The sequence below is a fragment of the Bradyrhizobium sp. HKCCYLRH3097 genome (genome assembly GCF_051167875.1).
Lineage (GTDB): Bacteria > Pseudomonadota > Alphaproteobacteria > Rhizobiales > Xanthobacteraceae > Bradyrhizobium.
The window spans coordinates 135670-162489 of sequence record NZ_JBNPTX010000004.1; the positions used below are offsets into that span (position 1 = coordinate 135670).

A 26820-nucleotide genomic window follows, 5' to 3' on the forward strand; every position below is an offset into this window, starting at 1 on the left:
AAAGCCGGGACTACGGCGATGGGTGCAGCAATCAGCCGTGCAGCATCCGCCACAGGATGGCGATCAGCGCGCCGGCGAGGAGTACGGATGCGGCGAGCGCCTGCACGCCGAAACCGGGGCCGCGCTTCTCCGCGGCCTTCGCATAGGACACCATGTACATCGCGCGACCCGCGATCCAGACGAGGCCGATCAGGGCCGCGATCGGGTCGCTGACATAGATCGCGAACAGCCACAGCGCCGGCAGGAAGATCGGCATCCATTCCAGCGTGTTCACCTGCACGCGATAGGTGCGCTCGAAATCGAGATTGCCGGTGACGGCCGGCGCCTTGACGCCGAACCTGGCGCGCGCTTGCGCGACGCGGACCCCCATGTAGAAATACAGCATGAGCGCGAGCACGGTGACGAGTGCGGTGAAGTGATACATGCGCGGTTCCCCCTGATGACGGCTTGTTAATATCCCGTCAGCTCGAGATAGCCCACCCCGGTGTGGCTGCCCTTGAAGCTGATCGGTCCCTCCCAATATGGCACGCGGGTGCCCATCCAGGCCCTGGGGTTGAGCGGCGTCGAGTCGATGGCGATGCCGAGCGCTGATATCTCGACGCGCCAGCCGACCGGCAGCCTGCGCTCACCGATCGCAACGATATCCTTTGGCGTCATCACGATGCCCCCGGGGCCGAGCGCGCGCGAGACGCCGTCGGCCGTGATCCAGGTGCCGGACGTGTAGTCGCCATTGCCCTGCCGCATCCGGTACAGCATCAGCTTCTCGCCGCCGGAAAAATGCAGCGCGAACCAGTCCCAGCCGCTCTGGTCGGCGGCTAGCGGCTGGCTGCTCCATTCGCGGTCGAGCCAGGCCACGCCTGTTACCTCGACCGGCGTGTCGTCGAAATTGATCTGGCCGCGGGCGCGGTAGAACGGCTGGCTGTAATAGTAAGACGCCTGGCCGCGCTCGGATTTGCGGCTGTAGCCGCCGATGCCCTGCAGCACCACCGGACGGTCCGCCTCCAGATGCAGCGCGTAGGAGAAGTCCGGCCCGGCGGCGGTCATGTCGAGCGGCGCCAGCGATCGATCGTCGGTCGCGGCGGTGCCGCGCAGCTGCCAGTCATCGATCCAGGCCTGGAACGGCTTGGCCTCGACGCCGGCCTGGCCGACGCCGCCGCGCGCGAATTTCTCGGCGGAGCGATGGATGTCCGCGCGCGTCACCGCGGCATGCGCCATCCAGAGCTGCTGATTGTCGAACCCCTCGGCTTGCGGCCCCGGCCGCGCCGCCGAGCGGAACAGCGTCCATTGCAGGCCATAGGCCTTGCCGCTGCTATCGCTGAGGTTTGCGGTGACGTACCACCACTCGATGCGGAAATCGTCGTGCGGCCCGTGATCCGCAGGGAAGCCGAACGCTCGTCCGGGCGTCACCGGTGCAAAGCCGTCGGCGCTGTCGCTCAGGCCCGCAAAGCCCTGTGCACGTGCGAGGCGCGGCAGGGCCAGCAGGCCGAGCCCGCCGATCAGGCCGCGCCGCGTGATCGTCGTTCTAGCGCTCAATGGTAAAGGTCCTGACCAGATCGGCCGGCTGCATCCGGGCCAGCCGCAGCACCGGCAGCAACGAGGCGATCACCGCCGCGACCAGCGTGACGACCAGCAGCCGGATGAGCTGCAGCGGGAACACGTCGAACGGCAGCCGCCAGCCGAACGCTTTGACATTGACGATCGCGATCAGGCACCACGCCACGACGAGCCCGAGCGGCAGCGCGAGCAGCGCGGTCAGGCCGGCGAGCGACAGCGTCTTCAACAGCTCGACTTCGGCGAGCCGCCGTCGCGTCAGCCCGATGGCCCATAAGGGTGCGAGCTGCGGCAGCCGCGAGTTCGCCAAGGTCAGCAGGCTGGTCAGCAGCGCGATCGCGGCGACGCCCAGCGTGAAGGTGTTGAGCACGCCGGTGACCGCGAAAGTGCGGTTGAAGATCTGCTTCGACTCCTGCTTCACGGTGGCCTGGTCGATGACGTTGCGGCCGTCCAGGCCGAATTTGTCGGTCAGCGCGCTGATCAGTCCCGGCACGTCGGGCGGCGCTGCGCGCACGGCCATGCGCGTGATGGGCGTCGCCGGGAAGCGGCGCGTCAGCGCGGCGACGTTGACCGTGATCTGGCCCTTGGGATTGCCGTAGTCGGCATAGATGCCGGCGATCGTGATGCGCCAGTCGCCGCCGGATGCGGGGAGGTCGATGCTGTCACCGACAGACAGATGGAGCCGGCGCGCCAACTGCTCGCTGACGAAGCCGGCGTCGCCGCGCACCAGCTGCTTCCAGGCGCTGTCGCCGGCCTGCAGCAGCGGCCAATGGTCGCGATAGGTGTCGTGATCGGGCAGGCCGAGAATGTCGATCGGCGCGCCCGCCAACTGCGTTTCGGCGCGTCCGCCCGGCAGCACGGCCTGGACATCGGGCCGCGCGCGCAGCCAGGTCTGGATGTCGCGCGCCTGCGCTTCATCCGCGGCGCTGACGTAGACGTCGGCGGCGAGCCGGCCATCGAGCCAGACCAGGAAGGTGCGGCTGAAGGTCTCGACCATCGTGGCGACGCCGACATTGACGGCGAGCGCGAGCAGCAGCGCCATCAGCGCCAGCGACAGGCCCGAGATCTGCTGGCGGCTGTCGGCCCAGAACCATTGCGCCAGCGCCGCGCGCGCGCCGCGCTCGCCGAGCCGCAGCACCAGCTCCAGGATCGCGGGCAGCAGCAGCGCCGCGCCGAGCATCATCGCCGCGAGCACGCCGAAGCCGGCCAGCAGCGACTGCCCGAGCCACAGCAGCAGGCCGGCGGCGACGAAGAAGGCGAGCGCGACCGCGCTCTGCAAGCGCAGCCAGCGCCGCTGTGCCTCCTGCCACGCATAGGGCTGCGCGGTGGAGAGGATCGGCAGCCGCATCGATTTGACCAGGCTGGTCGTCGCGGCTGCGAGCGCGCCGGCGATGCTGATGAGGAGGCCCGCAAACCACCATTCCGGCTGCAGGCTGAGCTCGCCCGGCACCTGCGCTCCATACAGGCCGCGCAGCGATGCCGCCACGTTCGGCAGCAGCGCGGCGGCGATGACGTAGCCGCACACCAGCCCGACGAGCCCTGCCACCAAGGCAAAGGCGATGAGCTCGCCGATCAGCACGCCGTTGAGCTGGCGCGCCGACACGCCGCAGGCGCGCAAGGTGCGCAGCACCGGCAGGCGCTGCTCGAAGGCGAGGCCGATGGCGGAATTGACGATGAACAGGCCGACGACGAAGGACAGCAGGCCGAAGGCGGTGAGGTTGAGGTGGAAGCTGTCGGTCAGTCGCTCCAGGTCGGTCTCGGCCTCCGGCTGCACGAGCTGTAGCCGGCCACCCGCGAACGACTGCAACGGCGGTCGTTGGACCGACGTCTTGCCGACCAGCAGCCGCGAAATCTGGCCGGGCCTGTCGAGCAGCCGCTGCGCGTCGCTGATATCGACCACGAGCACGCCGGGCGCGAGCTGCTGCTGCGCCATCAAGGGTGGCAGCAGGGCGTCGTTGCTGAGCCGCGGCGCCGTGCCGTCTTTCAGTCCGAGATCGGCCAGCGTCTCCGGCGAGATCAGCGTGCGATGTGGCGGTGTGAGAAAGGCCTCGAGCTCGCTGCGCCCGACCATCGGCGCATTGCCGACCTCCCGGGGGATGCTGAACGGCTCGATGCCGAGCAGCCGCACCGAGTGGCCGTCGATCTGCACGCGGCCTTCGAGCACCGGCGACACCGGCCAGCCGGCGCGGCGCAATTCCGCGAACACGCTCTGCGGCAGCATCTTGCCGTCGGTCGCGACCAGCATCGGCGTGCGCGCGCCGCCGAAGATCGCCGCGGCGCGATCATAGGAGCTGCGCGCCTGCTGGTTCAGCGCCTGCACGCCGCTCCACAGCGCGGTCGCCGAGATCAGCCCGATCAGCAAGGTCGCGAGCTGCATCGGATGCCGGCGCCAGTGGCTGAGCAGCACGGCGAGAATCCACAGCGCGCGCCTCATGCGATGCGCCCGCCATGCAGGTGGACGCGGCGGTCGAGCATCGCCGCGAGCCGCGCGCTGTGCGTCACCATCAGGAAGCCGCAGCCGGTGCGCGCGACGAGGTCGCGCGTCAGCGCCATCACCTCGTCGGCGGTGTCCTCGTCGAGATTGCCGGTCGGCTCGTCCGCGAGCAGCAGGGCCGGCTTGACCGCCAGCGCGCGGCCGATCGCGACGCGCTGCTGCTGTCCCCCCGACAGTTGCTCCGGATAGCGCTTGAGCAGCGACTTCAGCCCGAGCCGCTCGACAAGCTCGGTGTGCCACGCCGGATCATGCCGACCGGCCAGCCGCGCCTGGAAACTGAGATTGTCCTGAACCGACAGGCTCGGCACCAGATTGAACTGCTGGAACACGAGGCCGAGCCGCTCGCGCCGGACCGCCGCGCGTGCCGAATCGTCGAGCGCCCCCACCGAAACGCCGTCGAGCAGGATGTCGCCGCCGTCGGCGGCATCGAGCCCGGCGATGAGATGCAGCAGCGTGCTCTTGCCGGAGCCGGATTCACCGGTCAGCGCGACGCGCTCGCCGGAGGAGACGTCGAGGTCGACGCCACGCAGGACGTGGATCGGCTCGCCGCCGGATCGATAGGACTTGGTGAGATGACGGACGCTGAGCACGAGCATGATCGGGGTTGTTGCGTCACAACATAACAAGGGCCAACGCGAACATCACGCGCTCGTTCTTCGTGACGCCCCCGATGTGATGCCGGCCGCGCGCAATCAGGTTGCGAGGGTATCGCGATGCAGCCCAAGAGGGCGGATTCCCGCGTTGCAGCAATAACTTAGCGCGCCAGCCGGTTGCCTGCGAAGCCGCTTCGTGGGTAGCATCGTCAAAACGCCCGGACGACAGGGGCGGATCATGACAGAATGGGGAAGGACCATGGCCGCGCCAACGACGCTGAAGGGCACATCCCGCGCAAGCGCGACGCCGAAAGGCGCCTGGAAGATCACCTTCCTGCTGTTCCTGTTCATGCTGGTGAACTTCGCCGACAAGATCGTGGTCGGGCTCGCCGGCGTGCCGATCATGACCGAGCTCAATCTGAACGCCGAGCAGTTCGGCCTGCTTGGATCATCCTTCTTCTTCCTGTTCTCGATCTCGGCGATCGTCGTCGGCTTCGTCGTCAACAAGGTGCCGACGCGCTGGGTGCTGCTGGTGTTGGCGCTGATCTGGGCGCTCGCGCAATTCCCGATGGTGGGCACCGTCGGCTTCACCACGCTGCTGATCTGCCGCATCATTCTCGGCGCCGGCGAAGGCCCCGCGGCGTCCGTCGCCGTTCACGCGGTCTACAAATGGTTCCCCGATGAGAAGCGGGCGATGCCGACCGCGATCCTGTCACAGGGATCCGCCTTCGGCGTCATCCTCGCCGTGCCCGCGCTGAACTGGATCATCGTGAATCACGGCTGGCACTATGCCTTCGGCGCACTCGGCGTGGTCGGGCTGATGTGGAGCGTGGCGTGGCTGTGGCTGGGCAAGGAAGGGCCGCTGGCGGAGGTCGAGCTCGCCGGCTTGCGCGAGCGGCGCGTTCCCTATCTGCAACTGCTGACGTCGCGGACCTTCGTCGGCTGCGTCGCCGCGACCTTCGGCGCCTATTGGGCGCTGTCGCTCGGGCTGACCTGGTTCACGCCGTTCCTGGTGAAGGGCCTCGGCTTCTCGCAGCAGCAGGCCGGCTTCATCTCGATCCTGCCCTGGATCTTCGGCGCGTGCGTGGTGCTGACCACGGGCTTTGTGTCGCAGACGCTGATGGCGCGTGGCGTCTCCACGCGCATGGCCCGTGGCGTGGTCGGCGCGACGCCGCTCGTGATCGGCGGCGGGCTGATGGCGATGATGCCGCATGTCGACGCCGCTTCGGCAAAGATCGCACTGCTCGTGGTCGGATCGGGATTGTGCGGCTCGATCTACGTCGTCTGCCCGCCGATGATCGGCGAGTTCACCCCGGTCACGCAGCGCGGCGCCGCCATGGCGATCTACGGCGCGCTCTATACGCTCGCCGGCATCGTTGCGCCCCTCGTGATGGGCAAGATGATCCAGGCCTCTGGCAGCCTGCTCGAAGGCTACATGTCCGGCTTCACCATCAATGCTGTCATCATGGTGATCTCCGGCCTGCTGGGTCTGGCGCTGCTCTGGCCCAACAGCGAGCGTGCCCGCCTGCAGGCGCAGCAGGGTGTGGCGCCGGAATTTGCGTGATACAACCCCCGCCCGGGGTCATCAGGAGGCGGCCTCGCATTCACCCGCGTGAGGTCCCGCATGATGCGCCTGTTCTCTCATATGCTGCAGTACTGGCGCGGCGTGCGATGCCTGACGATCGAGGACTTCTCGGGCGCCATCTTCCACTTCAGCAAGGTGGTCCAGCTCAACCCGCGCAACCATTACGCTTACCACAATCGCGGCGTGGCGCTCCAGGGCATGGGCAGCTACGCCAGCTCGATCGAGGATTTTGGTCTCGCGCTCAAGCTCAAGCCCAACGCGCAGACCTACGGCGCCCGCGGCGTGTCACGCAAATTCCTCGGCGACTTCGACGGCGCCATTGACGATCAGACGCGTGCTCTCGCGCTCGAGCCCAGGCTCGCGGCGGCTCATGGCGAGCTCGCGTACCTTCATCATGTGAAGGGCGATCTGGATCGCGCGATCGCCCAGAGCACGACAGCAGTCGGCCTCGCGCCCAAAGACCCGGTCATGCATCGGGGACGTGGCTATATTCAGTTCTGCTGCGGCAGGTTCGAAGCCGCGGCAGCTGACATGGAACGATCGCTCGCGCTCCAGTTCGAGCCCTATGCGGCCCTGTTTCGTTACCTGTCGCTGGCTCGGTTGCCGGGGCGCGCCAAGCCAGATCTCGCTTCTTTCGCGGCGTACTGGGCGGCGGGGCAGTGGCCCTGGCCCGTGTTCGATCTTCTCATGGAGCGTTCGACGGCGCAGCAGCTGTTGAACGCGGCGGCAACGGCTCCAGAACAGGCTGAAGCCTATTTCTACATCGGTGAGTGGCATCTCCTGCACGGCCGCAAAGACGAGGCCGGCAGGGCACTCGAGATCGCGCTGCGCTCGTTGCCACCCTGGTTCAACGAGCATCCCGCCGCGCAAGCCGAGCTTGCAAGGCTTGCCGAGACAGTCGCCGCGGCCAGTTGACGTCTCAGCTCAGCTGGCGCGCACCCCTCACCAGCCGCCCGGGCCGTGCGCCGGTGGCTTCGCCATGCCGGCGTGTCACCACGCCCGATACGATCGTCGCCTCATAGCCGTCGACCTCCTGCATCAGGCGGCGGCCGCCGACCGGCAGGTCGTAGTGCACCTTCGGCGGATGCAGATGCAGCCGGTCGTAGTCGATGACGTTCACGTCGGCCTTGTAGCCTGGCGCGAGCAGGCCGCGATCGTCGAGGCCGACGGAGAGCGCGGTCTTGCGCGACTGCGCGGCGACGACGAACGGAATGGAGAGCTTGTCACCGCGCCTGCGGTCGCGGGTCCAGTGCGTCAGCAGATAGGTCGGGAAGCTGGCGTCGCAGATGATGCCGCAATGCGCGCCGCCGTCGCTGAGGCCGGGCACGCTGCGCGGGTCGCGCAGCATCTCGTAGGTGGCATCGAGATTGCCGTCGGAATAGTTGAGGAACGGCACGTAGAGCATGCCGCGCCCGCCATCCGTGAGCATCGCGTCATAGGCCAGTTCCTCGGGACGACAGCCGCGCGCGCGGGCCTGGGCGCCGAGTGACCGCGCCGGCGGCTGCTCATAGTCCGGCGGATCGCCGAGCAGATACATCTTGTCGTAGTTCGGCTTGAAGAACAGCGGGTCGTCGGTCGCGCTGGCCTGCTCGCCTAGGATGGCCGCGCGCAGCGCCGGATCGCGCATCCGCGCGACGCGCTCATCCAGCGGCAGATGCGCGATCGCCTGGTAGCTCGGATGCGTCTGCAGCGGGTTGCGCGACAACTCCAGCCCAAGCAGCAGCCCAACCGGGCGCGCCGCGATCTGCGCCGTCACCGACAGGCCGCGCGCGGCGGCGGCGTTGATTTCGGCCAGCGTCTGCCGCCAGCGTTGCGGCGCGCGGTCGTTCTGCGTCACCGAGAACGAGATCGGGCATTTCGTCGTGTCGGCGATGCGCAGCATCATCGGCAGGTCTTCGTGGATGGTGGAGATGTCGAGCACGAATTGCAGCACGCTGCGGCCGGCGCCGTGCATGGCCTGCGCGATCGTCGTCAACTCGTCCTCGCCCGCCTTGAGCGTCGGCGTGTAGTCACCGGTCGATGTCCGATGGTTGAGCGTGCGCGAGGTCGAGAAGCCGAGCGCGCCGGCCTTGACCGCATCGCGTGCCAGCGCCGCCATGGCGCGGTTGTCGTCGGCGGTGGCCGGATCGCGGCGCGCGCCGCGCTCGCCCATGACATAGACGCGCAGCGCTGCATGCGGCAGCTGCGCGCCGATGTCGAGATCGAATTCACGCTTGCCGAGCCACTCCATGTAATCCGGAAAGCTCTCCCATTCCCAGGGAATGCCGGCTTCGAGCACCGGTTCGGGGATGTCCTCGACGCCCTCCATCAACTGGATCAGCCGCTGATGATCGGCCGGCCGGCACGGCGCGAAGCCGACGCCGCAATTGCCCATGATCGCGGTGGTGACGCCGTTCTGCGACGACGGCGAGATGTCATGGCTCCAGGTCACCTGGCCGTCGTAATGGGTGTGGACGTCGACGAAGCCTGGTGTCACGAGTTTGCCGCGTGCGTCGATCTCCTCGCGGCCGGATGCGTTGACCTTGCCGACCTCGACGATGCAGCCGTCCGCAATCGCCACATCAGCTTCGTAGAGTTCGCCGCCCGAGCCATCGGCAACGGTTCCGCCGCGGATCACGAGATCTGGCTGCGTCATGGCGTGTCTTCCCCGGGTGTTGTTGGCCGCATCATCGGCGGGAAGGCGATGATGTCAACACGCGGGGATCAGGCAGCAGCGTTGCGCCGGCGCAGGTGACGCGAGCGCCGTAGGGTGGGCAAGGCGGCGCGCGCCCACCATTCTCAGCGGTGATTTCTGGCGGACGGTGGGCATGCTTCACGTTGCCCACCCTACGAAGACTGCTACGCCTTGGCCTTCTTCGGCTCGGTGAAGAACGCGAGCACGATCGTCAGCAGCATGAACACGACGGAGGCGCCGAACACCCAGCGCGGCGCGTTCATGTCCATGATCCAGCCGAACAGCAGCGGGCTGACCACGCCGGCGAAGTTGAAGCCGGTCGACACGATGCCGAAGGCGCGGCCGGCGGCACCCGGAGGGGCGGCGTTGCGCACCAGCATGTCGCGCGACGGCGCGATCACGCCGCTCATGAAGCCCGCGACCAGCATGATCGCCGTGAGCAGCACGGTTGGCAGGTTGATGAAAGTGATCATCAGCACCAGCACGGCGTTGATCGCATAGGCGACGGCCGCGACCAGGTTGTGATGGCGGATGCGGTCGGCGAGCTGGCCGCCGGCGAGCACGCCGACGGCGCTGGCGCCGAGGAACGCGGTCAGTGCGATGTTGGCGGTCGAGAACGAGATGCCGTAGCCGTTCATGAGCGCGACAACGCCGAAGCTGGCGATGCCGGCGTTGGACAGGCTGAGCAGCATGAAGAACACGGTCAGCAGCATCAGCATCGGCGTCAGCAGGCTGGGCTGTTTGACCTTGCTGCCGTCGGCGCTGGTGTGATGCGGATGCGGCGGCACCTCGGGCACGTTGCCGACGAGCAGCAGCAGCGCGGCGAGCGGTCCGACCAGGCCGGCTGCGATCAGCGCGCCGGAGCCGCCGACGGTGGTGACCAGCGCCGCCATCACGGCGGGCGCGACGGCGCCGCCGAGATAGCCGGCGAAGGTATGCACACCGAACGCGCGGCCCATGCGCTTCTCTTCCATGTGTGCGGCCAGCAGCGCGTAGTCGGAGGGATGGTAGACCGCGTTGGCGAGGCCGAGCAGCACCGCCGAGACGACAAGGCTGGCATAGCTCAGGTAGACGCCGAGCATCGCCAGCGACAGGCCACCGAGCGTCAGGCCGATCAGCAGGATGCGGCGGGCACCGGCGCGGTCGACCAGATAGCCGACGGGCGCCTGGGTCAGGGCCGAGACGACCGCGAACACGGTGAGCGGAAAGCCGAGCTCGATGTAGCCGACGCCGAGCTTCTCCTTCAGGTAGGGAAACAGCATCGGCAGCACCAGCATGTGCAGATGGCTGACCCAGTGCGCCAGCGAGATCAGCGCCAATGTGCGCAGCGGCGAGGCGGTCCGGACCGGAGCATGTTGCGGTGCGGCGAGAACGTCAGCCATGGTCGATCCGTTGGCCCCCGGCGTCAGCGATGGAAAGGAGGGCGCGTTGCCGGCAAACCGCCGATGCTCCCGAAATCAGGGGCGCGCGCGACACAACGCCACACTATCGGAATGCGGTTCATTGTCCATGAACGCCCGCGCATGGCACCTGCGCGGGATGGCCGGCGGCCGAGGGGCGGCTTCCCTCCGCGGATGACGTTCCAGATGACGTGGGGCGGAGATGTAGGGTGGCAGCTCCAACACCGGTGTCGTCCCTGCGAACGCAGGGACCCATAACCACCGGCGGACGTTTGTTGCGCGACTCGTGCAACGGGCAGCCTGCCTCAAGACAGATCACGCGGTATCGGTCCCGGGTCGGCGCCCGCCGGCGCTTCGCGTCCGCGGGCTTGCCCGGGACGACAGCGGAGTGTGAGGGCGCCGCCAAGGGCTGCCGAAAGGTGGGAGAGCGTTACCTCCTTACGGTGCCACCGGCCCGCCGGCCTTCTTCCACGCGTCCAACCCGCCTTCAATATGCGCCGTATTCGCCAGCCCCGCCGCCTGTGCCGTCTGCACGGCCATCGCCGAGCGCTCGCCATAGGCGCAGAAGAACACAATGCGGCGGCCGGTGGCGGCGGCGACCTCGCGCAGCATGCCGCCCGGCTTGAGATTGTCCTCGATCGCAGGATAGGGCGCGTGCAGTGCGCCGGACAGCGTGCCGTGCTTGGCGCGCTCCGCGGCTTCGCGCAAATCGACCAGCAGCACGTCGGGGCGTCCCAGGCACTCGATCGCCTCGCGTGCCGACAGCGACAGGCCCCGCTTCGCCAACTCCTCCTGATGCAGCCCGACGCGCATGTTGGCGGGCACCGCGACATCCATCATCTTCGGGTTCGGCAACTTCAGATTCGCCATCAGCGCGACGTAGTCGTCGACCGACTTGACCTGCAGGCGCGGATTGTAGCGGCGCTCCTCGCCGATCGTCGAGACGGTGTCGCCCTTGTAGTCGTGTGCGGGATAGACCAGCGTGTCGTCGGGCAGCCGCAGCAGCTTGTTGAAGATGGAGTCGTACTGCTGCCGCGCATCGCCGTTCTGGAAATCGGTGCGGCCGGTCCCTCGGATCAGCAGCGTGTCGCCGGTGAAGACGCGGTCGCCCAGCGAGAAACTATAGGAATCGTCGGTGTGCCCGGGCGTGTACATCACGTCCAGGCTGATGCCCTCGATGGCGATCCGGTCGCCCTCGCTGACGCGCATCGCCACCACGTCGGCCTTGGTCTGCTCGCCCATGATGGTGACGCAATGGGTTCGGTCGCGCAAAGCGCCGAGGCCGGTGACGTGATCCGCATGCAGGTGGGTGTCGACGGCCTTCACCAGGCGCAAATCGAGCTCGCGCAAAAGCTGGCAGTAGCGCTCGACCTTCTCCAGCACGGGATCGATGATGACGGCCTCGCCGCCGCTGCGGCTGGCGAGGATGTAGCTGTAGGTGCCGGAGACGCTGTCGAACAATTGGCGGAAGATCATTAGCGCCTCCTTCCGATCTGGATCATCGTGGCATTAGCACGACCGGCCCGATGTCACCAATGCGGCGAACGCTCGGCAGGTCGGATTGCATCGCGCAATCCGCTGTCACGATTGCGATGCAAATCCGGGATTGCCGTCGACACCCGAGAGCGTGACCTTGTTCGTTCCGACCAGCACCAGTTGGCCGTTGCGCAGGTGGTTGGCCACCACGTCCCACACCGGCTTGCCGTCCTGCGCGTTCATCGAGGCCCAGCCGGCGACCTTGTAGCTCTTGCGGGCGTCCAGCGGCCGGCCTTCGTCGAGCGTGAGATCGGAGATGCGGCGGCCGATCGGCTCGGCGGGCGCGCAGCGGTAGGATAGCCCTCCGGTTCGCACCATGTCGCCGCCCTGCTGCAGATAGGGGTCGGCGTTGAACAGGTTGTCGCAGACGTCCTCGAGCACGTCCTTGATCTCTGCGCCGGACATCCGCTGCACATAGGTCTCGGGATAGGTGATGGCGGTCTGCGCCAGCACGTCCTCGAGCAGGATGGACTGGTTCGCGAGCAAGGTCGGGCCCCAGCGGAATCCGGGAGACAGCGCAATCTCGGCATCGAGCTCGCGGCGCAGCGCCGCGCAGATCAGGTCGTCGGTCGCGCCTTCGAAATTGCCGCGCCGGTAAAGCAGCCGGTCGGACGTCGCGAGCTTCTCGCTCCAGGCCGCGACCTGCGGCTGCTGCGTCTGATCGATCAGCGCCTGCATCGCCGGGTCCGGCTTCAGCAGCTCCGAGTAGACGGGCAGCAGCCGGTAGCGCGCATCGGCGACGCGGCCCTTGCCGACGTCGAGATCGAGCACGGCGAGGAATTTGCCGTTGGAGCCGGCATTGGTGACGAGCGTTGCGCCCTTGGAATTGCTGACCGCGACCGGCTGCGGAACCGCGTCATGGGTATGGCCGCCGAGGATGACGTCGATGCCGGTGACGCGGCTCGCCAGCTTGAGGTCGACATCCATGCCGTTGTGCGACAGCAGGATCACGGCATCGACCTTGTCGGCGCCGCGCAGGCCATCGACCAGCTTCTGCAGTTCCTCCTCGCGGATGCCGAACGTCCAGTCCGGCGTGAAGCGGCGCGGATGCGCGATCGGCACGTAGGGAAAGGCCTGGCCGATCACGGCAATACGGGCGCCGCCGATCTCCTTGATGGTGGCCGGCTTGAACACGCGGCCCGAGCCGGGATCGTACGCCTTGGCGTCGTTGAACGCCGCCTCCTCCGTCAGGAACACGTTCTGCGCCAGGAATTCGCCCTTGAAGCGGGCGAGGTTGGTGCGCAGCGCCTCCTCGCCATAGGTGAATTCCCAATGCCCGGTCATGGCGTCGATGCCGAGCAGGTTGGCGGCGCTCACCATGTCGGCGCCGCGCATCGCATTGGCGAGCCCGGTGCCCTGCCAGAGGTCGCCGCCATCGAGCAGCACCGAGCGATGGTCGCCGGCATCGGCGCGCAGCTTGTCGACCAGGGTCTTTAGATGCGCGAATCCACCCATCCGGCCGAAGCGGACGGCGTACTTCTCGAACTCGAACGAGGTGAACGCATAGGCCTCGGCGCTGTCGGGTCGGATGCCGTAGCGGTCGAGGAAGGCGCGCTCGACCAGATGCGGCGGTCGTCCCCACATCTCGCCGATGCCGAGATTGACGCTGGGCTCGCGGAACAACAGCGGGCGAAGTTGCGCGTGCGTGTCCGTGATGTGCAGGATGCGCGCGTTGCCGAACTTCTCGATGTCGTAAAGGCTGACGGTGTCGGCGGCGCGGGCGCTGCGCAGCAACGCCGGCGCGGCGAGCGTGGCGACAACTGATGCCTTCAGAAAGTCCCGGCGCCGAATCATGGCTCGCGTCCTAGATCATGATGCGATTCCACGGAATCGCATCATGATCCATCCCTTTGTTTGAGCATGATCTCCACAAACGCCTTCGGCGTTCGTCGCGAGGGAAAACCGGTTGCCACTTCTCCGGATCATGCTCTAGCGGATCTCCATGTCCTTCCAGCGCTGCTTCTCGCTGGTGGCCTGGACGATCGAGGCCTTGGCGAGCGCCTCGGCCTCCTGCGCCGACTTCAGCGCAGAATCGAAATTGCCGGAATCCGCTGCCTTCTTCGCAGCGGTGAGTGCGGCCTGGGTCACGGTCCATTGGTTGCGCAGACGTCCGGCTTCCTTGTTGGCGCTCTCGGCCGCCGCGACAGCCGCGAGATAGTCGGCCTCCGACGCGGCCCGCGCGGAGCCGGCGCCGACCGCTGATACCATCATGGCGAACACGATCTTTTTCATGACGCTTGCTGTCGTGACGTTTTTCATGGCCGCGCTCCAGGTCCTGAAACTGGCAGGCCGTTCGACACGTAGGACAGGTAATATTCGAGGTTGCGGTATTCGTCCGATTGCGGCTCCAGCGGCACGGCGCGTGTCTGGCTGTTGCAGGTGACGAAGCGCCGGCTGATCGTGCCCATGCCGCTCCATTCCGAGCGGTAGATCGGCATCGCGTTGAGGATGCCGAGCGCCGGCGCCAGGATCTCGGCGCGGATCCGCTCCCCCGGGCTCTGCACGTGGCAGCTCGCGCAGGAGAAGTTCAACTGGCCGCGGCGGGTGTAGAAATACTCCTTGCCCTTTTCGAAGGCCTCGAGCGCACGCGGGTCGTCGGGGATCTTGATGTCGAAGCGCTTGCCGCGCGACGTGTACGCCATGTAGGCGGTCAGCGATGCCATCTCGTCCTTGACGTAGGAGTAGGGCTGCTCGCCATTGGCCTCGCGGCAGAGGTTCAGCGCCAGCTCGAGGGTGATGACCTTGCCTTCCTTGTCGTCGAAATAGGGATAGTTCTGGCGGATGCCGATGCCGCCGTTCGGGAAGCAGTCGGCATAGGTCTTGCCGTTCTTGAACGGCTTGGCGAACATCTCCTTGCCGGCATCGAGCGCGAACTCGTAGGGCGGAAACTGCTCCTTCTCCTCCCATTGCTTGCGCATGTCGGCGTTCATCGAATACGGCCCGTTGACGAAATCGTCGAACGCCACCTTCGGAAACTTCTTGACGAAGTAATCCTGGAACGCCTTGGCGTCGGCGGCCGGGTTCGGCTTGTCCGCGGCCGCGACGCCGGAGGCGCCGAGAGCGAGCGCGGCCGCCACGGTCAGCGCGAGGCGCGGCGCCCTCATTGGATCGTCGCCGTCAGGCTGTCGGTCGCGCCCTTGCTGTCGACCCAGCTCACCTTGAGCTCGTCGCCCTTGGCCGCGCCCTTGAAGGCGAACTTGACATAGGGGTCCTTCGACACCGCGGTGCCCCAATCGGCCAGGAACACCGTCTTGTCCTTGTGCACGAAGGTGACCTGCTGGATGTAGTGCGCCGGGATCACTTCGCCCTTGGCGTCCTTGACAAGGCCCGTATCCATCGGGTGCTGGATCAGTGTCTGGACCTCGGCGATGTCGCCATTCAGGACGGCGCGGACGCGGATGCTCGATGCCATGATGATCTCCTGACCTTAGCCGCCGCAGCCGCCGACGGTGACCTTGACCTCCTTGGTCGCGCTGTAGAGCTTGCCGCCGGATTCGACGAGCGCGATCACGTTGGAGGTCTTGGCCATCTTGAGCCGGTTCGCCACCGCGGGCACGGTGCCCTCGGGGATGTGGTACGACGCCGCCAGCGCGAACGGATTCTCGCTGACGATGAAGGCGATCGAGGTCACGTTCGGCAGCGACGTCGTCACCGCGATCGGCACCACGCCGCCGTTCTCGGCGATCTCCGGCGCGTCGAGCTTGATCTTGTCGGACGCTTCGTGGTCGCGGCCGTACAGCGCCTTGACCGCGTCGCCGGCATTCTTCTGCTTGAAGGCGTCTTCCGGATATTTGTTGTCATTGGTCGCGGCAAACACGGGGGTCGCGTGCAGCACGGCGTTGCCGAGGCCGATCAGCGCGACGAGGCCGGCGCCCTTCAGGAACAGGCGGCGGTGGGCCAACGGGCCGAACGAGGCAGTCATGGCGGTCTCCAAACGGAATCAGAGGGTCTGCAGGAAGTCGACGATGGCGCTGATTTCCTGCTCGGTCAGGATGCGGTTGCGGCCGAACGGCGGCATCACCGTCAGCGGATTGCGCCTGGTCTCGTCGTTGAGAATCGCGATCAGCTCGGCGCGGTCGTATCTCGCCGTGAGGTTCTCCAGCTTCGGACCGATCGAGCCCGGCAGGTCGCCGCCCTTGATCTCGTGGCAGGTCAGGCAGTTGCCCTTGCCGCGGTCGAAGGCGAGTTTCTGGCCGTCGACGGCACCGGACTGGGCGTGAGCGGCCATGGACATGGCGAGCGAGAGCCCCATCGCCAGGGCGGTACGCAGGACAGGTGTGATCAAGGTGGAGTTCCGACGTCTCGGTGATCTCGGCAATATAGGCGCTGCAAAGCATAAAGACCATCGGCTGACAATGCAGCTATGGTGGCCGCCGCAACGCGGTTAACGAGGGCCGTCCATGGGGCGGCCGGGAGAATGGTCATGGCGGAATATGTCGTGGAGTTCGGCCGGGACGGTCGGCCGGTGGAACCGGACGGACGGCTGGACGCGGCCGCGTTCCACCGCAACCACCAGCCGATCTGGGCGGTGCTGGAACGGCTGCTGGCGGGCAAGACCGGCGACGTGCTGGAGGCCGGCAGCGGCACCGGCCAGCACGTCGTGCATTTCGCCTCGCAGCGCCCGGACCTGACGTGGTGGCCGAGCGATCTCAACGCCAACCACCTCGCCAGCATTGCGGCTTGGCGCAGCCATGCCGGGTTGTCCAACATCCGTGATGCCCAGCGCATCGACCTGTCAGATCCCGGCTGGCCGGCGGCGTTCCGCGCCGCGGGCGGGCCTTCGCAGCTCGCCGCGATCTTCTGCGCCAACGTGATTCACATTGCGCCGTGGTCGGTGGCGGAGGGATTGTTCGCCGGCGCCGGGCAGGCGCTGTCGGCGGACGGCGCACTGGTGCTCTACGGCCCGTTCAAGCGCGACGGCAAGCACACGGCGGTCAGCAATGCCGTGTTCGATACGTCGCTGCGCGAGCGCAATCCGGACTGGGGCGTGCGCGACATCACCGACCTCGAGGCGCTCGCCGCGCGCCACGGGCTCGCCTTGCGCGAGACGATGGAAATGCCCGCCAACAACATGATCCTGGTGTTCGGTCGGACTTCGTAGGTTTGCGACGGCGCCTTGCCGATCTTCGTCATTGCGAGCGAAGCGAAGCAATCCAGGGTCGCGTTGGGACTCTGGATTGCTTCGTCGCTTCGCTCCTCGCAATGACGGAAGATGGGCCGCTCACTTCGCCTCCAGCCCGACATGCCGCGCCAGAAACCGCGTGCCCAGCGTGATGAAGCTGGCGCGCTCACGGTTGTCGGTGCCGTAGCCATGGCCGCCGGCGGCGGGTTCGTAGAACCAGGCGTCGTAGCCCATGGCCTGCAGCTTGGCGGTCATCTTGCGCGCGTGGCCGGGATGGACGCGGTCGTCGCGCCGCGTGGTCGCGATCAGGATCGGCGGATAGGGCTGGCCGGGCGTTGCGGTGTGATAGGCCGAGTAGGTCGACAACCAGCTCCAATCCTGGTCGCTGTCGGGATCGCCATATTCGGCGATCCAGCTCGCGCCGGCGAGCAGCTTGGTGTAGCGGCGCATGTCGATCAGCGGGATGGTGCAGAACAAGGCGCCGAAGTGCTCGGGGTAGCGCACCAGCATGTTGGTGATCAGGATGCCGCCATTGGAGCCGCCTTGCGCCGCGATGCGCTTCGGCACCGTCACGCCGCGGCGGACGAGGTCGGCGGCGACCGCGGCGAAATCATCATGCGCGAGCCGCTTGCCCGCATAGCGGCCGGCGTCGTGCCAGGCGGTGCCGAACTCGCCGCCGCCGCGGATGTTGGCCTCCACGAGCGTGCCGCCACGCTCGAGCCACAGCTTGCCCAGCGCCGCATTGTAGGCCGGACGGAGCGTGTGACCGAAGCCGCCATAGGCGCTCATATGCACCGGCGCGTCGCCTGTCAGCTCGGCCGGCCCGGTCTGGGTGTAGGGAATGCGCTCGCCATCCACCGAGATCGCCTCGTGTCGCGTGACGACGTGCCCCTCGGCGCTGAAGGTGCGAGGCGCCTGCTTCAGCACGATCGGCGCGGCCAAGCCCTCGATCAGTAGCAGCGACGGCGGCGTCAGCGGATCCTGGATGTTGGCGAGCAGGTCGCCGTTGCTTTCGGCCTCGTCGGTGTCGAGACGCCAGACGTCCACCGTCGCGATCTCCGGCAGGCCGGGAAGCCGCTCGCAGCTCCACTCCCCCGGTGACGGCGTCCACACCTCGAACCTTGCCCTGAGCTCGTCGAGGATCGACAGCACCAGCCGGTCGCCGGCCCAGGACAGGCCCTGCAGCGCGCGTCGCGGCGCGGGCTCGAACACGCGGGTGAAATCGCGGCGCCCGGCAAGGAATGCCGAGAGCTGGAGACCGAGCACCACATCCGCGGGATGGGTGACCTCGCCGACGGTCCAGGGCTGGCGCAGCTTGATGGCCATCCAGTCGCCATGCGCTGACATCCAGCAGTCGGTCGGCAGGTCGAGCCTGGTCCGCGCCCCGCCGCCGTCACCGAGCCATAGATATTGGTTGAAGAAGTCGATGCCCTCGGCAAACCACACCCGCGCCGGCGCGACGCTGCGATCGACACCGACATGCACCCATGTCGACTGACTGCCTTCGGCGGCGAAGATCACCTCCGCCTGCTCGACCGGCTGGCCGCGCCGCCAGCGCCGCACCGTCCGCGCGTAGCCCGACGGCGTCGCCATGCCCACGCCGAACGCGCTCGCCAGCAGCAGGGTGTCGGCATCGAGCCAGGCGGCGCCGCCCTTGGCCTCCGAGAGCGTGAAGCCGCCCGTCACGAAGCGCTTCGTCGCGAGGTCGAACTCGCGCAGCACCACGGCGTCGCTGCCGCCCCGCGACAGGCTCAGGATGGCGCGCTCATGCGCCGGCGGCAGGCTCGAGACCCCGTTCAGCGCCCAGTCCTCGCCTTCGTCGGCAGCGAGTCGGTCGATGTCGAGCAGGTCCTCCCATTGCGGTTGCGCCTTGCGGAACTCCGCCATCGTCGTGCGCCGCCACAAGCCGCGCGGATGCGCCGCGTCCTTCCATTGATTGTACAGCAGCCCGCCGCGGCGGCTGACGAACGGGATGTTGTCCGGCCGATCCAGGATGGCGGCCAGCGTGTCGCGGTCGCGTTCGAAGGCCGCATCGCCGAACGCGGCGAGCGTGCGCTGGTTCTGCGCCGCGACGAAGGCGAGCGCGCGCTCGCCGTCGATCTCCTCGAGCCACAGATACGGATCGTCATCAGGCGCCGCGATGGTCGGACGATCGTCGATTGACATGGCTCAAGCTCCGCGGGCGCCGTTGACGCGAGAATACCGCCGGCTTGATTAGCCGGGCAGGTCGGGAGTGTCGAATCACGCTCCGTGGCGCGTTCGCTGCCGCATGGCTTGTCTCCGTTCGCGCCCGTTGCCTCGGGCGCGCGCTTCCCGCAATAGTGCGGCTGAACCAGCAAGGCGGGAGCGTGCGCCCCACGCCTCCGGATACCTGAGATGATCGATCTGACCGTGAGCGAAGACACCTCCGATGATGCCCGCGCTCGCCGTAACGTGGCGCGGCTCGCGGCCGCCCAGGCGCTGACCGGCGCCAACTCGGCCGTGATCTTCGCCACCGGCGCGATCGTCGGTGTCACCATTGCCCCGAACATCGGGCTCGCGACGGTACCGATCTCGATGTACGTCGTTGGCCTCGCCGCCGGCACCTTGCCGACCGGCGCGATCTCGCGCCGCTATGGCCGCCGGGCGGCCTTCCTGATCGGTACCGGCTGCGGCGCCGTCACCGGCGTGCTCGGCTGCCTCGCCATCTTGCGCGGCTCGTTCGCACTGTTCTGCCTGGCGACGTTCCTCGGCGGCGTCTATGGCGCCGTCGCGCAATCCTATCGCTTCGCGGCGGCCGATGGCGCCAGCGCGACGTTCCGGCCCAAGGCGGTGTCGTGGGTGATGGCGGGCGGCATCTTCGCCGGTCTGCTCGGTCCACAGCTCGTGCAATGGACCATGGACGTCTGGCAACCCTATCTGTTCGCATTCAGCTATCTGGTCCAGGCGGCGGTCGCGCTGGTCGCGATGGGGATCGTCGCCGGCGTCGATCTGCCGAAGCCTGAAGCTGCCGATCTCCATGGCGGCCGGCCGCTGTCCGAGATCGTGCGCCAGCCGCGCTTCATCGCAGCTGCCCTGTGTGGCACCATCGCCTATCCGGTGATGAACCTGGTGATGACCTCGGCACCTTTGGCGATGCAGATGTGCGGGCTCACGGTGTCGGATTCCAATTTCGGCCTGCAATGGCACATCGTCGCGATGTACGGCCCGAGCTTCTTCACGGGATCGCTGATCGCGCGCTTTGGTGCGCCTGCCATCGTCGCGGTGGGTCTGGGGCTTGAAGCGGTCGCGGCCGTCATCGGCCTGTCCGGCCTGACCGCGATGCACTTCTGGGCCACCCTGGTCATGCTCGGCGTCGGCTGGAATTTCGGCTTCGTCGGCGCCTCCGCGCTGGTGCTGGAGACACATACATCCGCCGAGCGCAACAAGGTGCAGGCGTTCAACGATTTCCTGATCTTCGGCCTGATGGCGCTGGGCTCGTTCTCCTCGGGCCAACTGCTCGCCAATTTCGGCTGGTCGGCGGTGAACCTCGTGGTGTTCCCGCCGGTGCTGCTGGGATTGTGCGTGCTTGCACTGGTGTGGTCGTCGAAGCGGCGCGAGGCAGCGGCGGGCTGACTAAAACGGGCGTAGTAGTAACGAGGTCGCGCCGCACCCACGGTGCGCTCCCCTCCCCCTTGCGGGGAGGGGGCGGGGGTGGGGGTCCACGAACCGTGCTCTCTCAGATTACAAGGATCAAAGTCTCTCGCTCGGCCGAGCGGTGGATGCCCAGCCTTGAGAGCCGATAGCAGTGCAGATTGATAAGGTCGCACCTCACTTCGCGCAGCGCCCGGAGACCCCCACCCCCGACCCCTCCCCGCAAGGGGGAGGGGAGTGCACCGGCATCGTGGCGACAGCGGCGCATCGCAGCTCACGCGCTTCTCACTTCAACTCCGACACCTCGCCCTCCGGCAGGTCGAACTCGAACGCGTTCAGCGTCATCGACACCATCGTGTAGTAGCCGCACAGGCCGATGATCTCGACCAAGCCGCGTTCGCCGAGCAGCGCGATCGCCTCCTTGTAGAGCGCATCCGTCAGTCCATGGCCCTCATGCAGCGACTTGGCGACGTCGTAGATCATCTGTGCCTTGGGATCGGAGAATTCCGGCGTGCGACGGTCGCGGATGTCCTCGATGATCTTGATGTCGAGCCCGCCGGCCAGCGCCAGACGCTTATGCGCGTACCATTCGTAATGCGCGGTCCAATGCCGCGCCGTCACCAGGATCGCGATCTCCGAGAGTGCTGCCGGAAACACCGTGTCGTAGCGCAGGAAGGCGCCGAGCCGCGTCGCGTGCCGCGCCATCTCCGGGCTGTTGAGCCAGGCCATCATCGGCGGCGGCGGCGAGCCGCGCTTGCTGGCGATCGACTCGTCATAGGTCTGGCGCTGGTCGGCGCTCATTTCGCCAGGCGAAAGAAGTTTCAGACGCATGTTCGTTTCCTCGTATTTCACGCGGCGGCATCATGACCATAGAACGCCTGGCAAGGCGAGGGCGCCCGCGGCGACATCGATGTTGAATTCCCTGACGCGCTGAGGTTAGGTCGTTCCAAAGACAGCAATCATGGAAACGCGTGAGGACTTGGCATGGCCGATCTCGACACATTCCGCCGCGAAACCAGGGCCTGGCTGGAGGCCAATTGCCCGCCGGAGATGCGCCGGCCGATGACCTCCGAGGAGGACACGTTCTGGGGCGGCCGCAATGCAAAATTCTCCTCTGAGCCGCAGCGCGTCTGGTTCGAGCGCATGCGCGACAAGGGCTGGACCGTGCCGCACTGGCCCAGGGAATATGGCGGCGGCGGTCTCGACGGCGAGGAGGCCAAGATCGTGCGCCAGGAGATGGCGGCGATCGGCGCGCGCGCGCCGATCACCTCGTTCGGCATCTCGATGCTCGGGCCGGCGCTGCTGAAATACGGCACGGACGACCAGAAGCGCGAGCACCTGCCGAAGATCACCGCCGGTCTCATCCGCTGGTGCCAGGGCTATTCCGAGCCGAACGCCGGCTCCGATCTCGCCTCCTTGCAGACGCGGGCGGAAAGCGACGGCGACGACTACATCATCAACGGCCAGAAGATCTGGACCTCCTACGCCAACTACGCCGACTGGATCTTCTGCCTGGTGCGCACCGATCCGGCGGCGAAGAAGCATGACGGCATCAGCTTCATCCTGTTCGACATGACGTCGAAGGGCGTGTCGACCAAGCCGATTCTCCTGATCTCCGGCCGCTCGCCATTCTGCGAGACCTTCTTCGACAATGTCCGCGTGCCCAAGGCGAACGTGCTGGGCACCGTCAACCGTGGTTGGGACGTTGCGAAGTACCTTCTGCAACACGAGCGCGCGATGATTTCCGGCATGGGCGAGCGCGGCGGCAGCCGGCCGCTCGGCCAGGTCGCGGCAGATTCTGTCGGCAGCGATGCGCAGGGGCGGCTCGACGACGCGCTCTTACGTGCGGACATCGCGACCTTCGACGTCGACGAGGCCGCGCTTGCCGCCGCCGCCGAGCGCATGGTCGATCTCGCCAAGGCGGGACAGGGGCATCCGGCGTTCTCGTCGGCGATGAAGTACTACGGCACCGAGCTCAACAAGCGACGCCACGAGCTGCTGATGGCGGCCGGCGGCATCGACGCGCTCGAATGGGAGAGCGAGCGCTCCCATGAAGGCGCGCGTCCCCGCGCCTGGCTGCGCACCAAGGCCAACTCGATCGAAGGCGGCACCTCCGAGGTCATGCTCGGCATCGTCGCCAAGCGTATCCTCGATCTGCCGGGGGCGTAGTTCACCCCTCTCGCCGTCATTCCGGGGCGCCGCGAAGCGGCGAGCCCGGAATCCATAACCACGATCGTGAGTATGGATTCCGGGCCGGGCCCTTCGGGCCATCCGGAATGACGAGACCGAAATTGATTGCCATCGTTGCAACGGGATCTGCCATGCCTCTCCTCCTCACCGAAGAACAATCGATGCTGCGCGACAGCGCGCGCGGCCTGATCTCAGATCACGCGCCGGTGTCGCACCTGCGCAAGCTGCGCGACAGCCGCGACGAGACCGGCTTCTCCAAAGAGCTCTGGGCCACCTTCGCCGAGATGGGCTTTGCCGGACTGCTCGTGCCGGAAGAGCACGGCGGCTCCGGCCTCGGCGCGGTCGAAGCCGGCGTCGTGATGGAGGAAATCGGCCGCACCTTGATGCCGTCGCCGTTTCTGGCGACGTCGGTGCTGTCAGCCTCGGCGCTCGCCCGCGCCGGCTCGGCGGCGCAGAAGTCCGAGTATCTGCCGAAGATCGCCAGCGGCGCGCTGCTCGCCGCGCTGGCGCTCGACGAAGGCGCCAAGCATCGTCCTTTGCACACCGCCCTGCAGGCCGTGCGCTCCGGCAACGGCTTCAAACTGAACGGCGCCAAGGCGATGGTGGTCGACGGCCACGTCGCTGATCTCCTGCTCGTCGTCGCGCGCAGTGCGGGCTCGCCTGGCGATCGCGATGGCCTCACGCTGTTGCTGGTCGATCCCAAGGCCAAGGGCGTGGCGATCGAACGCACCATCATGGTCGACGCGCACAACGCCGCGCGGGTGACGCTCGACAACGTCGAGGTCACCGCGGATCACGTGCTCGGCGATGTCGATGGTGGCGCTGCCACGCTCAGCGCCGTACTCGATCTCGGCCGGGGCGCGGTGGCCTCCGAGATGGTGGGACTGAGCGAGGAGGTGTTCGGCCGCACCGTTGCCTATCTCAAGGAGCGCAAGCAGTTCGGCAAGGCCATCGGCGAATTCCAGGCGCTGCAGCACCGTGCCGCGCAGCTCTATATCGAGATCGAGATCACCCGCGCCGCGGTGCTGAAGGCGCTGCAGACGCTCGACGCCGATTCCGCCGGCGCGACGGCCGCCGTGGCCGTCGCCAAGGCCCGCGCGGGGGCGACCGCGACCCGCGCGGTGCAGGAGGGCGTGCAGATGCATGGCGGCATGGGCATGACCGACCAGTTCGACATCGGCTTCTTCATGAAGCGCGCCCGCGTCTGTGAGGAGCTGCTCGGCGATGCGAACTATCACGCAGCGCAGCTGGCTCAGCTCAGGGGGTACTAAGCAAGGCCGCTTGTCGGCACCCGCCGACTCCACACGCTCAGCTGTCATCGTCCGCGAAGGCGGACGATCCAGTACGCCGAGCGAGTTGTGATTGACCGACAAGCCCGCAGGGTACTGGGTACCCCGCCTTCGCGGCGTACCCAGTAACTATCGACGACAACAGCAGAGTTCGCAAAAAAAGAGCGCGCCATCACCGATGGCGCGCTCTCGTTCGATCAATGATGCATCGCGGTCTTGGCCGGTGGCAGCAGCACCTTGTCGATGACGTGGATGACGCCGTTCGAGGCCATGACGTCGGCCTGCACCACATGCGCGTCGTTGACCTGCACGCCGAAGAAGGTGCCGTCGACGGCCACCGGCTGGCCTTGCGCCGTTTTCACGCTCAGCTTCTTGCCGGCGACGTCGCCGGCCTTCACCGCGCCGGGGATCACGTGATACTTCAGGATCGCGGCGAGCTTGCCCTTGTTCTTCGGCTTAAGCAGATCCTCGACGGTGCCCGGCGGCAGCGCGGCGAACGCCGCGTCGGTCGGTGCGAATACGGTGAAGGGACCCTTGCTCTTCAGCACCGGCACGACACCTGCGGCCTTGGCGGCGGCGACGAGCGTCTTGAACTGACCGGCGCCGACGGCGGTGTCGACGATATCGGCGGCACGTGCCGCGGCTGCTGACATGGAGAGCGCGCCCAGCATCAACGCGCCGGCCACGAACGAACGGAATCCCAGCGTCATTCGAGTTTTTCCCTGTGAACTGAACTGATGAGTTGGCTGATGCGCAAAGGGATTTCGGTACCCCTTGTTCGCCCTGTTGTGCAGGGCCGCATCACCCGACCGGATTGGTCAGGCTCGTTACGATCGCTGCGATTGGCTGGATTTGAGGATGAGTTCACGAACTCGTGAGTGGCTCCCCGAACATCTAAGGCAGATCGCGCGAGAGCCATGGATCCGCGGGACTAATTGCTTTGCGGGAGCATCCGCAGTGCCCGTCGTGCCATTTTGTCGCAACCCGACGGGCGTTGTCTCGTCGGGCAAATCAGCCGCACATTCCCCGCCGTCACGGCCCGCAAGAGGGACGCTTCGCGATCGTTACGAAACGTGGGCCGGTGACGCGATGGACGCATCGGATCGCAGCGCGAGTGATCGCGCCGACGAACGATGGCGATGCGGACGTGAAAGCGCGTGGTCCTGGCGCCCCGATGCTGGCGTCAAGTCGACGGGTGATGATCCCGGGCGGCGACGGTGGCTAACAAGCCGGACACCGAGGAGAGCGCGCCATAAGCGTTAACACCGTCGCGCAGGGAAGGCCGGGTTGTCCCGGCTGAGCCTGTGGTTCTGCCGCCTGCATTTTTTTACGCAGGCGGGCCGCAGGTGCCAGTCGGCACCTGGCCTTCCCTGCGCCCTCGATTTTCGGAGGGTGGAGAATTTGGCAAAGCTCGGGCGCGGAAGACGTCGCGGGGATGATGATGTTTGTTCTGCTCTAAGCACCGGAAAATCAGCCCTCGCGGCGCATATGAATGCGCCCTCTCCCCTTGTGGGAGAGGGCTACACAGAAGCCAACTCCAAGCTTGCTTGGGTGAGGGGTTGGTGCGGAAAATGCAGGTCTGAGTTCGTGGCAACCCCTCACCCGGTTTCGATGCTGCGCATCGAAACGACCCTTTCCCACAAGGGGAGAGGGTGCACCGTTCGTGTCGCGAGAGGCGTGAGACCAGTCGAAGCGAAGCCGACAATTCCGACCGGCGTTCTACCTGATCGGCGGCGCGTACTGGACACCACCCGCGTTCCACAGCTGGTTCATGCCGCGCGGGATCTTCAGCTTCGACTCGCTGCCGACATTGCGCTCATAGACCTCGCCGTAATTGCCGACGTGACGGATCACGCGCGCGGCCCAGTCCTTGGTCAGGCCGAGGTCCTGGCCGTAGCTGCCCTCGTTGCCGACCAGCCGCATCACGTCCGGCTTCTTCGACTTCAGCGCCTCGTCGATGTTCTTGGAGGTGACGCCGAGTTCCTCGGCATTGATCATCGCGTACAGCGTCCACTTCACGATCATCATCCAGTCGTCGTCGCGCTGGCGCACCACGGGCGCGAGCGGCTCCTTGGAGATCAGGTCGGGCAGGATGTCGTGATCGCCGGGCTTCGACAGCGTCAGACGCAGCGCGTAGAGCTGCGAGACGTCGGCGGTGAAGGTGTCGCACTTGCCACTGTCATACGCCTTGATGACGTCGTCGAGCTTGGGATACTTCACCTCCTCGTACTTCATGTTGTTGGTGCGGAAATAGTCGCCGAGGTTGAGCGCGTTGGTGGTGGAATCCTGCACGCAGACCTTGCTGCCGTTGAGGTCGAGCGCCGTCTCCAGCTTGCGCGACCGCGGCACCATGAAGCCCTGGCCGTCGTAATAGGCGACCGCCGGGAAATACAGGTCGTAGTTCTGCTCGCGCGCCATCGACCAGGTGGTGTTGCGCGACAGGATGTCGACCTTGCGGCTCTGCAGCTCCTTGAAGCGCTCGTTGGCGTCGAGCGGCACGAACTTCGCCTTCTTCGGATCATCGAAGATCGCGGCCGCCACGGCGCGGCAGAAGTCGACGTCGAAGCCGCTCCAATTGCCCTTGTCGTCGGGAATCGAGAAGCCGGGCAGGCCGGCATTGACGCCGCACAACACCTCGCCGCGGCGGATGGTCCGCTTCAAGGTGCGGGTGTCGTACATCTCATAGGTGACGGCGAGCGCCGCGACGAGGACGGCGACGGCGAGCCCGATCAGCAGGCCGCCTCGGAAAGTGCGCATGGTGAATCTCTTTCAGA

General features: G+C 66.8%; 23 protein-coding genes. 6 read left to right on the forward strand and 17 right to left on the reverse strand.

All coding sequences use genetic code 11. The features are described from left to right. Positions 1-31: 31 nt before the first annotated feature. From ACQR0U_RS12145 to ACQR0U_RS12160, 4 genes are read right to left on the reverse strand one after another with little or no spacing between them, the layout of a single operon-like run. Positions 32-424: an MAPEG family protein gene (locus ACQR0U_RS12145; protein WP_315717072.1), complete on the reverse strand. Its 393-nt coding sequence runs from the start codon at positions 422-424 to the stop codon at positions 32-34. Positions 425-450: 26 nt separating this feature from the next. After that, positions 451-1533 carry a lipocalin-like domain-containing protein gene (locus tag ACQR0U_RS12150; RefSeq protein ID WP_315751157.1) on the reverse strand — a complete coding sequence of 361 codons (1083 nt, stop codon included), beginning with the start codon at positions 1531-1533 and terminating at the stop codon, positions 451-453. After that, positions 1523-3985, reverse strand: coding sequence for an FtsX-like permease family protein (locus tag ACQR0U_RS12155; protein ID WP_434843322.1), 2463 nt, complete (start codon positions 3983-3985; stop codon positions 1523-1525). Before ACQR0U_RS12155 ends, ACQR0U_RS12150 begins: the two co-directional genes overlap by 11 nt. After that, entirely contained in the window at positions 3982-4641 is a 660-nt protein-coding gene (locus ACQR0U_RS12160) for an ABC transporter ATP-binding protein (RefSeq protein ID WP_315717075.1), read from the reverse strand. The genes ACQR0U_RS12155 and ACQR0U_RS12160 overlap by 4 nt, the downstream gene beginning before the upstream one ends. Before the next feature lie 256 nt (positions 4642-4897). On the opposite strand from ACQR0U_RS12160, the gene ACQR0U_RS12165 reads away from it, so the two are divergent. Beyond that, on the forward strand, positions 4898-6202 hold the full coding sequence (locus ACQR0U_RS12165; protein WP_315717076.1) for an MFS transporter: 1305 nt from the start codon (positions 4898-4900) through the stop codon (positions 6200-6202). 60 nt (positions 6203-6262) lie between these two features. Beyond that, entirely contained in the window at positions 6263-7138 is an 876-nt protein-coding gene (locus ACQR0U_RS12170; RefSeq protein ID WP_315827927.1) for a tetratricopeptide repeat protein, read from the forward strand. Between the two features lie 4 nt (positions 7139-7142). Here ACQR0U_RS12170 and ACQR0U_RS12175 read toward each other — a convergent pair whose 3' ends face one another. The 9 genes from ACQR0U_RS12175 to soxX all read right to left on the reverse strand — a co-directional run bounded on the left by ACQR0U_RS12175 (position 7143) and on the right by soxX (position 16067). Continuing rightward, positions 7143-8858, reverse strand: a complete 1716-nt coding sequence (locus ACQR0U_RS12175; protein WP_434843321.1) for an N-acyl-D-amino-acid deacylase family protein — start codon at positions 8856-8858, stop codon at positions 7143-7145. A 203-nt stretch (positions 8859-9061) separates the two neighbouring features. Beyond that, on the reverse strand, positions 9062-10279 hold the full coding sequence (locus tag ACQR0U_RS12180; protein WP_315751164.1) for an MFS transporter: 1218 nt from the start codon (positions 10277-10279) through the stop codon (positions 9062-9064). A gap of 456 nt (positions 10280-10735) precedes the next feature. Then, positions 10736-11773, reverse strand: a complete 1038-nt coding sequence (locus tag ACQR0U_RS12185) for an MBL fold metallo-hydrolase (RefSeq protein WP_434843320.1) — start codon at positions 11771-11773, stop codon at positions 10736-10738. A gap of 105 nt (positions 11774-11878) precedes the next feature. Continuing rightward, a complete protein-coding gene (gene soxB, locus ACQR0U_RS12190; RefSeq protein ID WP_434843319.1) occupies positions 11879-13627 on the reverse strand; it encodes a thiosulfohydrolase SoxB in 1749 nt (582 codons plus the stop codon). A gap of 135 nt (positions 13628-13762) precedes the next feature. Continuing rightward, complete coding sequence (locus tag ACQR0U_RS12195; protein ID WP_315801652.1) at positions 13763-14065, reverse strand: hypothetical protein; 303 nt, start codon at positions 14063-14065, stop codon at positions 13763-13765. 23 nt (positions 14066-14088) lie between these two features. After that, complete coding sequence (gene soxA / locus ACQR0U_RS12200) at positions 14089-14937, reverse strand: sulfur oxidation c-type cytochrome SoxA (RefSeq protein ID WP_434843318.1); 849 nt, start codon at positions 14935-14937, stop codon at positions 14089-14091. After that, complete coding sequence (gene soxZ, locus ACQR0U_RS12205; RefSeq protein WP_315717084.1) at positions 14934-15245, reverse strand: thiosulfate oxidation carrier complex protein SoxZ; 312 nt, start codon at positions 15243-15245, stop codon at positions 14934-14936. The genes soxA and soxZ overlap by 4 nt, the downstream gene beginning before the upstream one ends. Before the next feature lie 15 nt (positions 15246-15260). Next, a complete protein-coding gene (gene soxY / locus ACQR0U_RS12210) occupies positions 15261-15755 on the reverse strand; it encodes a thiosulfate oxidation carrier protein SoxY (RefSeq protein ID WP_315717085.1) in 495 nt (164 codons plus the stop codon). Between the two features lie 18 nt (positions 15756-15773). Further along, positions 15774-16067, reverse strand: a complete 294-nt coding sequence (gene soxX, locus ACQR0U_RS12215) for a sulfur oxidation c-type cytochrome SoxX (protein WP_315751505.1) — start codon at positions 16065-16067, stop codon at positions 15774-15776. 189 nt (positions 16068-16256) lie between these two features. Here soxX and ACQR0U_RS12220 point away from each other — a divergent pair, with 189 nt between their 5' ends. Next, the gene (locus ACQR0U_RS12220; protein WP_316171986.1) at positions 16257-16934 is read left to right on the forward strand and encodes a DUF938 domain-containing protein; all 678 of its coding nucleotides are present in this window, start codon (positions 16257-16259) and stop codon (positions 16932-16934) included. A gap of 120 nt (positions 16935-17054) precedes the next feature. On the opposite strand, the gene ACQR0U_RS12225 is transcribed toward ACQR0U_RS12220, so the two are convergent. Continuing rightward, a complete protein-coding gene (locus ACQR0U_RS12225) occupies positions 17055-19121 on the reverse strand; it encodes a prolyl oligopeptidase family serine peptidase (RefSeq protein ID WP_434843317.1) in 2067 nt (688 codons plus the stop codon). Positions 19122-19331: 210 nt separating this feature from the next. On the opposite strand from ACQR0U_RS12225, the gene ACQR0U_RS12230 reads away from it, so the two are divergent. Continuing rightward, positions 19332-20549 (forward strand): MFS transporter, encoded by a 1218-nt coding sequence (locus ACQR0U_RS12230; RefSeq protein WP_315751172.1) that lies wholly within the window; start codon positions 19332-19334, stop codon positions 20547-20549. Between the two features lie 303 nt (positions 20550-20852). Here ACQR0U_RS12230 and ACQR0U_RS12235 read toward each other — a convergent pair whose 3' ends face one another. Continuing rightward, the gene (locus ACQR0U_RS12235; protein WP_316165627.1) at positions 20853-21398 is read right to left on the reverse strand and encodes a carboxymuconolactone decarboxylase family protein; all 546 of its coding nucleotides are present in this window, start codon (positions 21396-21398) and stop codon (positions 20853-20855) included. Positions 21399-21551: 153 nt separating this feature from the next. Between ACQR0U_RS12235 and ACQR0U_RS12240 the strand changes: the two genes are divergently transcribed. Beyond that, positions 21552-22736: an acyl-CoA dehydrogenase family protein gene (locus ACQR0U_RS12240; RefSeq protein WP_315717091.1), complete on the forward strand. Its 1185-nt coding sequence runs from the start codon at positions 21552-21554 to the stop codon at positions 22734-22736. 152 nt (positions 22737-22888) lie between these two features. Further along, positions 22889-24028, forward strand: coding sequence for an acyl-CoA dehydrogenase family protein (locus tag ACQR0U_RS12245; protein ID WP_315751175.1), 1140 nt, complete (start codon positions 22889-22891; stop codon positions 24026-24028). 215 nt (positions 24029-24243) lie between these two features. On the opposite strand, the gene ACQR0U_RS12250 is transcribed toward ACQR0U_RS12245, so the two are convergent. Together ACQR0U_RS12250 and ACQR0U_RS12255 are read right to left on the reverse strand one after the other, a co-directional pair. Further along, on the reverse strand, positions 24244-24699 hold the full coding sequence (locus ACQR0U_RS12250; protein ID WP_315717171.1) for a fasciclin domain-containing protein: 456 nt from the start codon (positions 24697-24699) through the stop codon (positions 24244-24246). Positions 24700-25765: 1066 nt separating this feature from the next. After that, positions 25766-26803 carry an amino acid ABC transporter substrate-binding protein gene (locus tag ACQR0U_RS12255; protein ID WP_315751176.1) on the reverse strand — a complete coding sequence of 346 codons (1038 nt, stop codon included), beginning with the start codon at positions 26801-26803 and terminating at the stop codon, positions 25766-25768. Between the last annotated feature and the right edge of the window lie 17 nt (positions 26804-26820).

Bases quoted from the DNA above. Each gene is read 5' to 3' on its own strand.
- ACQR0U_RS12170 (WP_315827927.1), top strand. From the start codon at position 6,263: ATGATGCGCCTGTTCTCTCATATGCTGCAGTACTGGCGCGGCGTGCGA.
- ACQR0U_RS12145 (WP_315717072.1), bottom strand. From the start codon at position 424: ATGTATCACTTCACCGCACTCGTCACCGTGCTCGCGCTCATGCTGTAT.
- ACQR0U_RS12155 (WP_434843322.1), bottom strand. From the start codon at position 3,985: ATGAGGCGCGCGCTGTGGATTCTCGCCGTGCTGCTCAGCCACTGGCGC.
- soxA (WP_434843318.1), bottom strand. From the start codon at position 14,937: ATGAGGGCGCCGCGCCTCGCGCTGACCGTGGCGGCCGCGCTCGCTCTC.
- ACQR0U_RS12165 (WP_315717076.1), top strand. From the start codon at position 4,898: ATGGCCGCGCCAACGACGCTGAAGGGCACATCCCGCGCAAGCGCGACG.
- ACQR0U_RS12230 (WP_315751172.1), top strand. From the start codon at position 19,332: ATGATCGATCTGACCGTGAGCGAAGACACCTCCGATGATGCCCGCGCT.
- ACQR0U_RS12245 (WP_315751175.1), top strand. From the start codon at position 22,889: ATGCCTCTCCTCCTCACCGAAGAACAATCGATGCTGCGCGACAGCGCG.
- ACQR0U_RS12255 (WP_315751176.1), bottom strand. From the start codon at position 26,803: ATGCGCACTTTCCGAGGCGGCCTGCTGATCGGGCTCGCCGTCGCCGTC.
- soxY (WP_315717085.1), bottom strand. From the start codon at position 15,755: ATGACTGCCTCGTTCGGCCCGTTGGCCCACCGCCGCCTGTTCCTGAAG.
- soxB (WP_434843319.1), bottom strand. From the start codon at position 13,627: ATGATTCGGCGCCGGGACTTTCTGAAGGCATCAGTTGTCGCCACGCTC.
- soxX (WP_315751505.1), bottom strand. From the start codon at position 16,067: ATGTCCATGGCCGCTCACGCCCAGTCCGGTGCCGTCGACGGCCAGAAA.
- ACQR0U_RS12250 (WP_315717171.1), bottom strand. From the start codon at position 24,699: ATGTCAGCAGCCGCGGCACGTGCCGCCGATATCGTCGACACCGCCGTC.
- soxZ (WP_315717084.1), bottom strand. From the start codon at position 15,245: ATGGCATCGAGCATCCGCGTCCGCGCCGTCCTGAATGGCGACATCGCC.
- ACQR0U_RS12225 (WP_434843317.1), bottom strand. From the start codon at position 19,121: ATGTCAATCGACGATCGTCCGACCATCGCGGCGCCTGATGACGATCCG.
- ACQR0U_RS12195 (WP_315801652.1), bottom strand. From the start codon at position 14,065: ATGAAAAAGATCGTGTTCGCCATGATGGTATCAGCGGTCGGCGCCGGC.
- ACQR0U_RS12235 (WP_316165627.1), bottom strand. From the start codon at position 21,398: ATGCGTCTGAAACTTCTTTCGCCTGGCGAAATGAGCGCCGACCAGCGC.
- ACQR0U_RS12220 (WP_316171986.1), top strand. From the start codon at position 16,257: ATGGCGGAATATGTCGTGGAGTTCGGCCGGGACGGTCGGCCGGTGGAA.
- ACQR0U_RS12185 (WP_434843320.1), bottom strand. From the start codon at position 11,773: ATGATCTTCCGCCAATTGTTCGACAGCGTCTCCGGCACCTACAGCTAC.
- ACQR0U_RS12175 (WP_434843321.1), bottom strand. From the start codon at position 8,858: ATGACGCAGCCAGATCTCGTGATCCGCGGCGGAACCGTTGCCGATGGC.
- ACQR0U_RS12240 (WP_315717091.1), top strand. From the start codon at position 21,552: ATGGCCGATCTCGACACATTCCGCCGCGAAACCAGGGCCTGGCTGGAG.
- ACQR0U_RS12160 (WP_315717075.1), bottom strand. From the start codon at position 4,641: ATGCTCGTGCTCAGCGTCCGTCATCTCACCAAGTCCTATCGATCCGGC.
- ACQR0U_RS12180 (WP_315751164.1), bottom strand. From the start codon at position 10,279: ATGGCTGACGTTCTCGCCGCACCGCAACATGCTCCGGTCCGGACCGCC.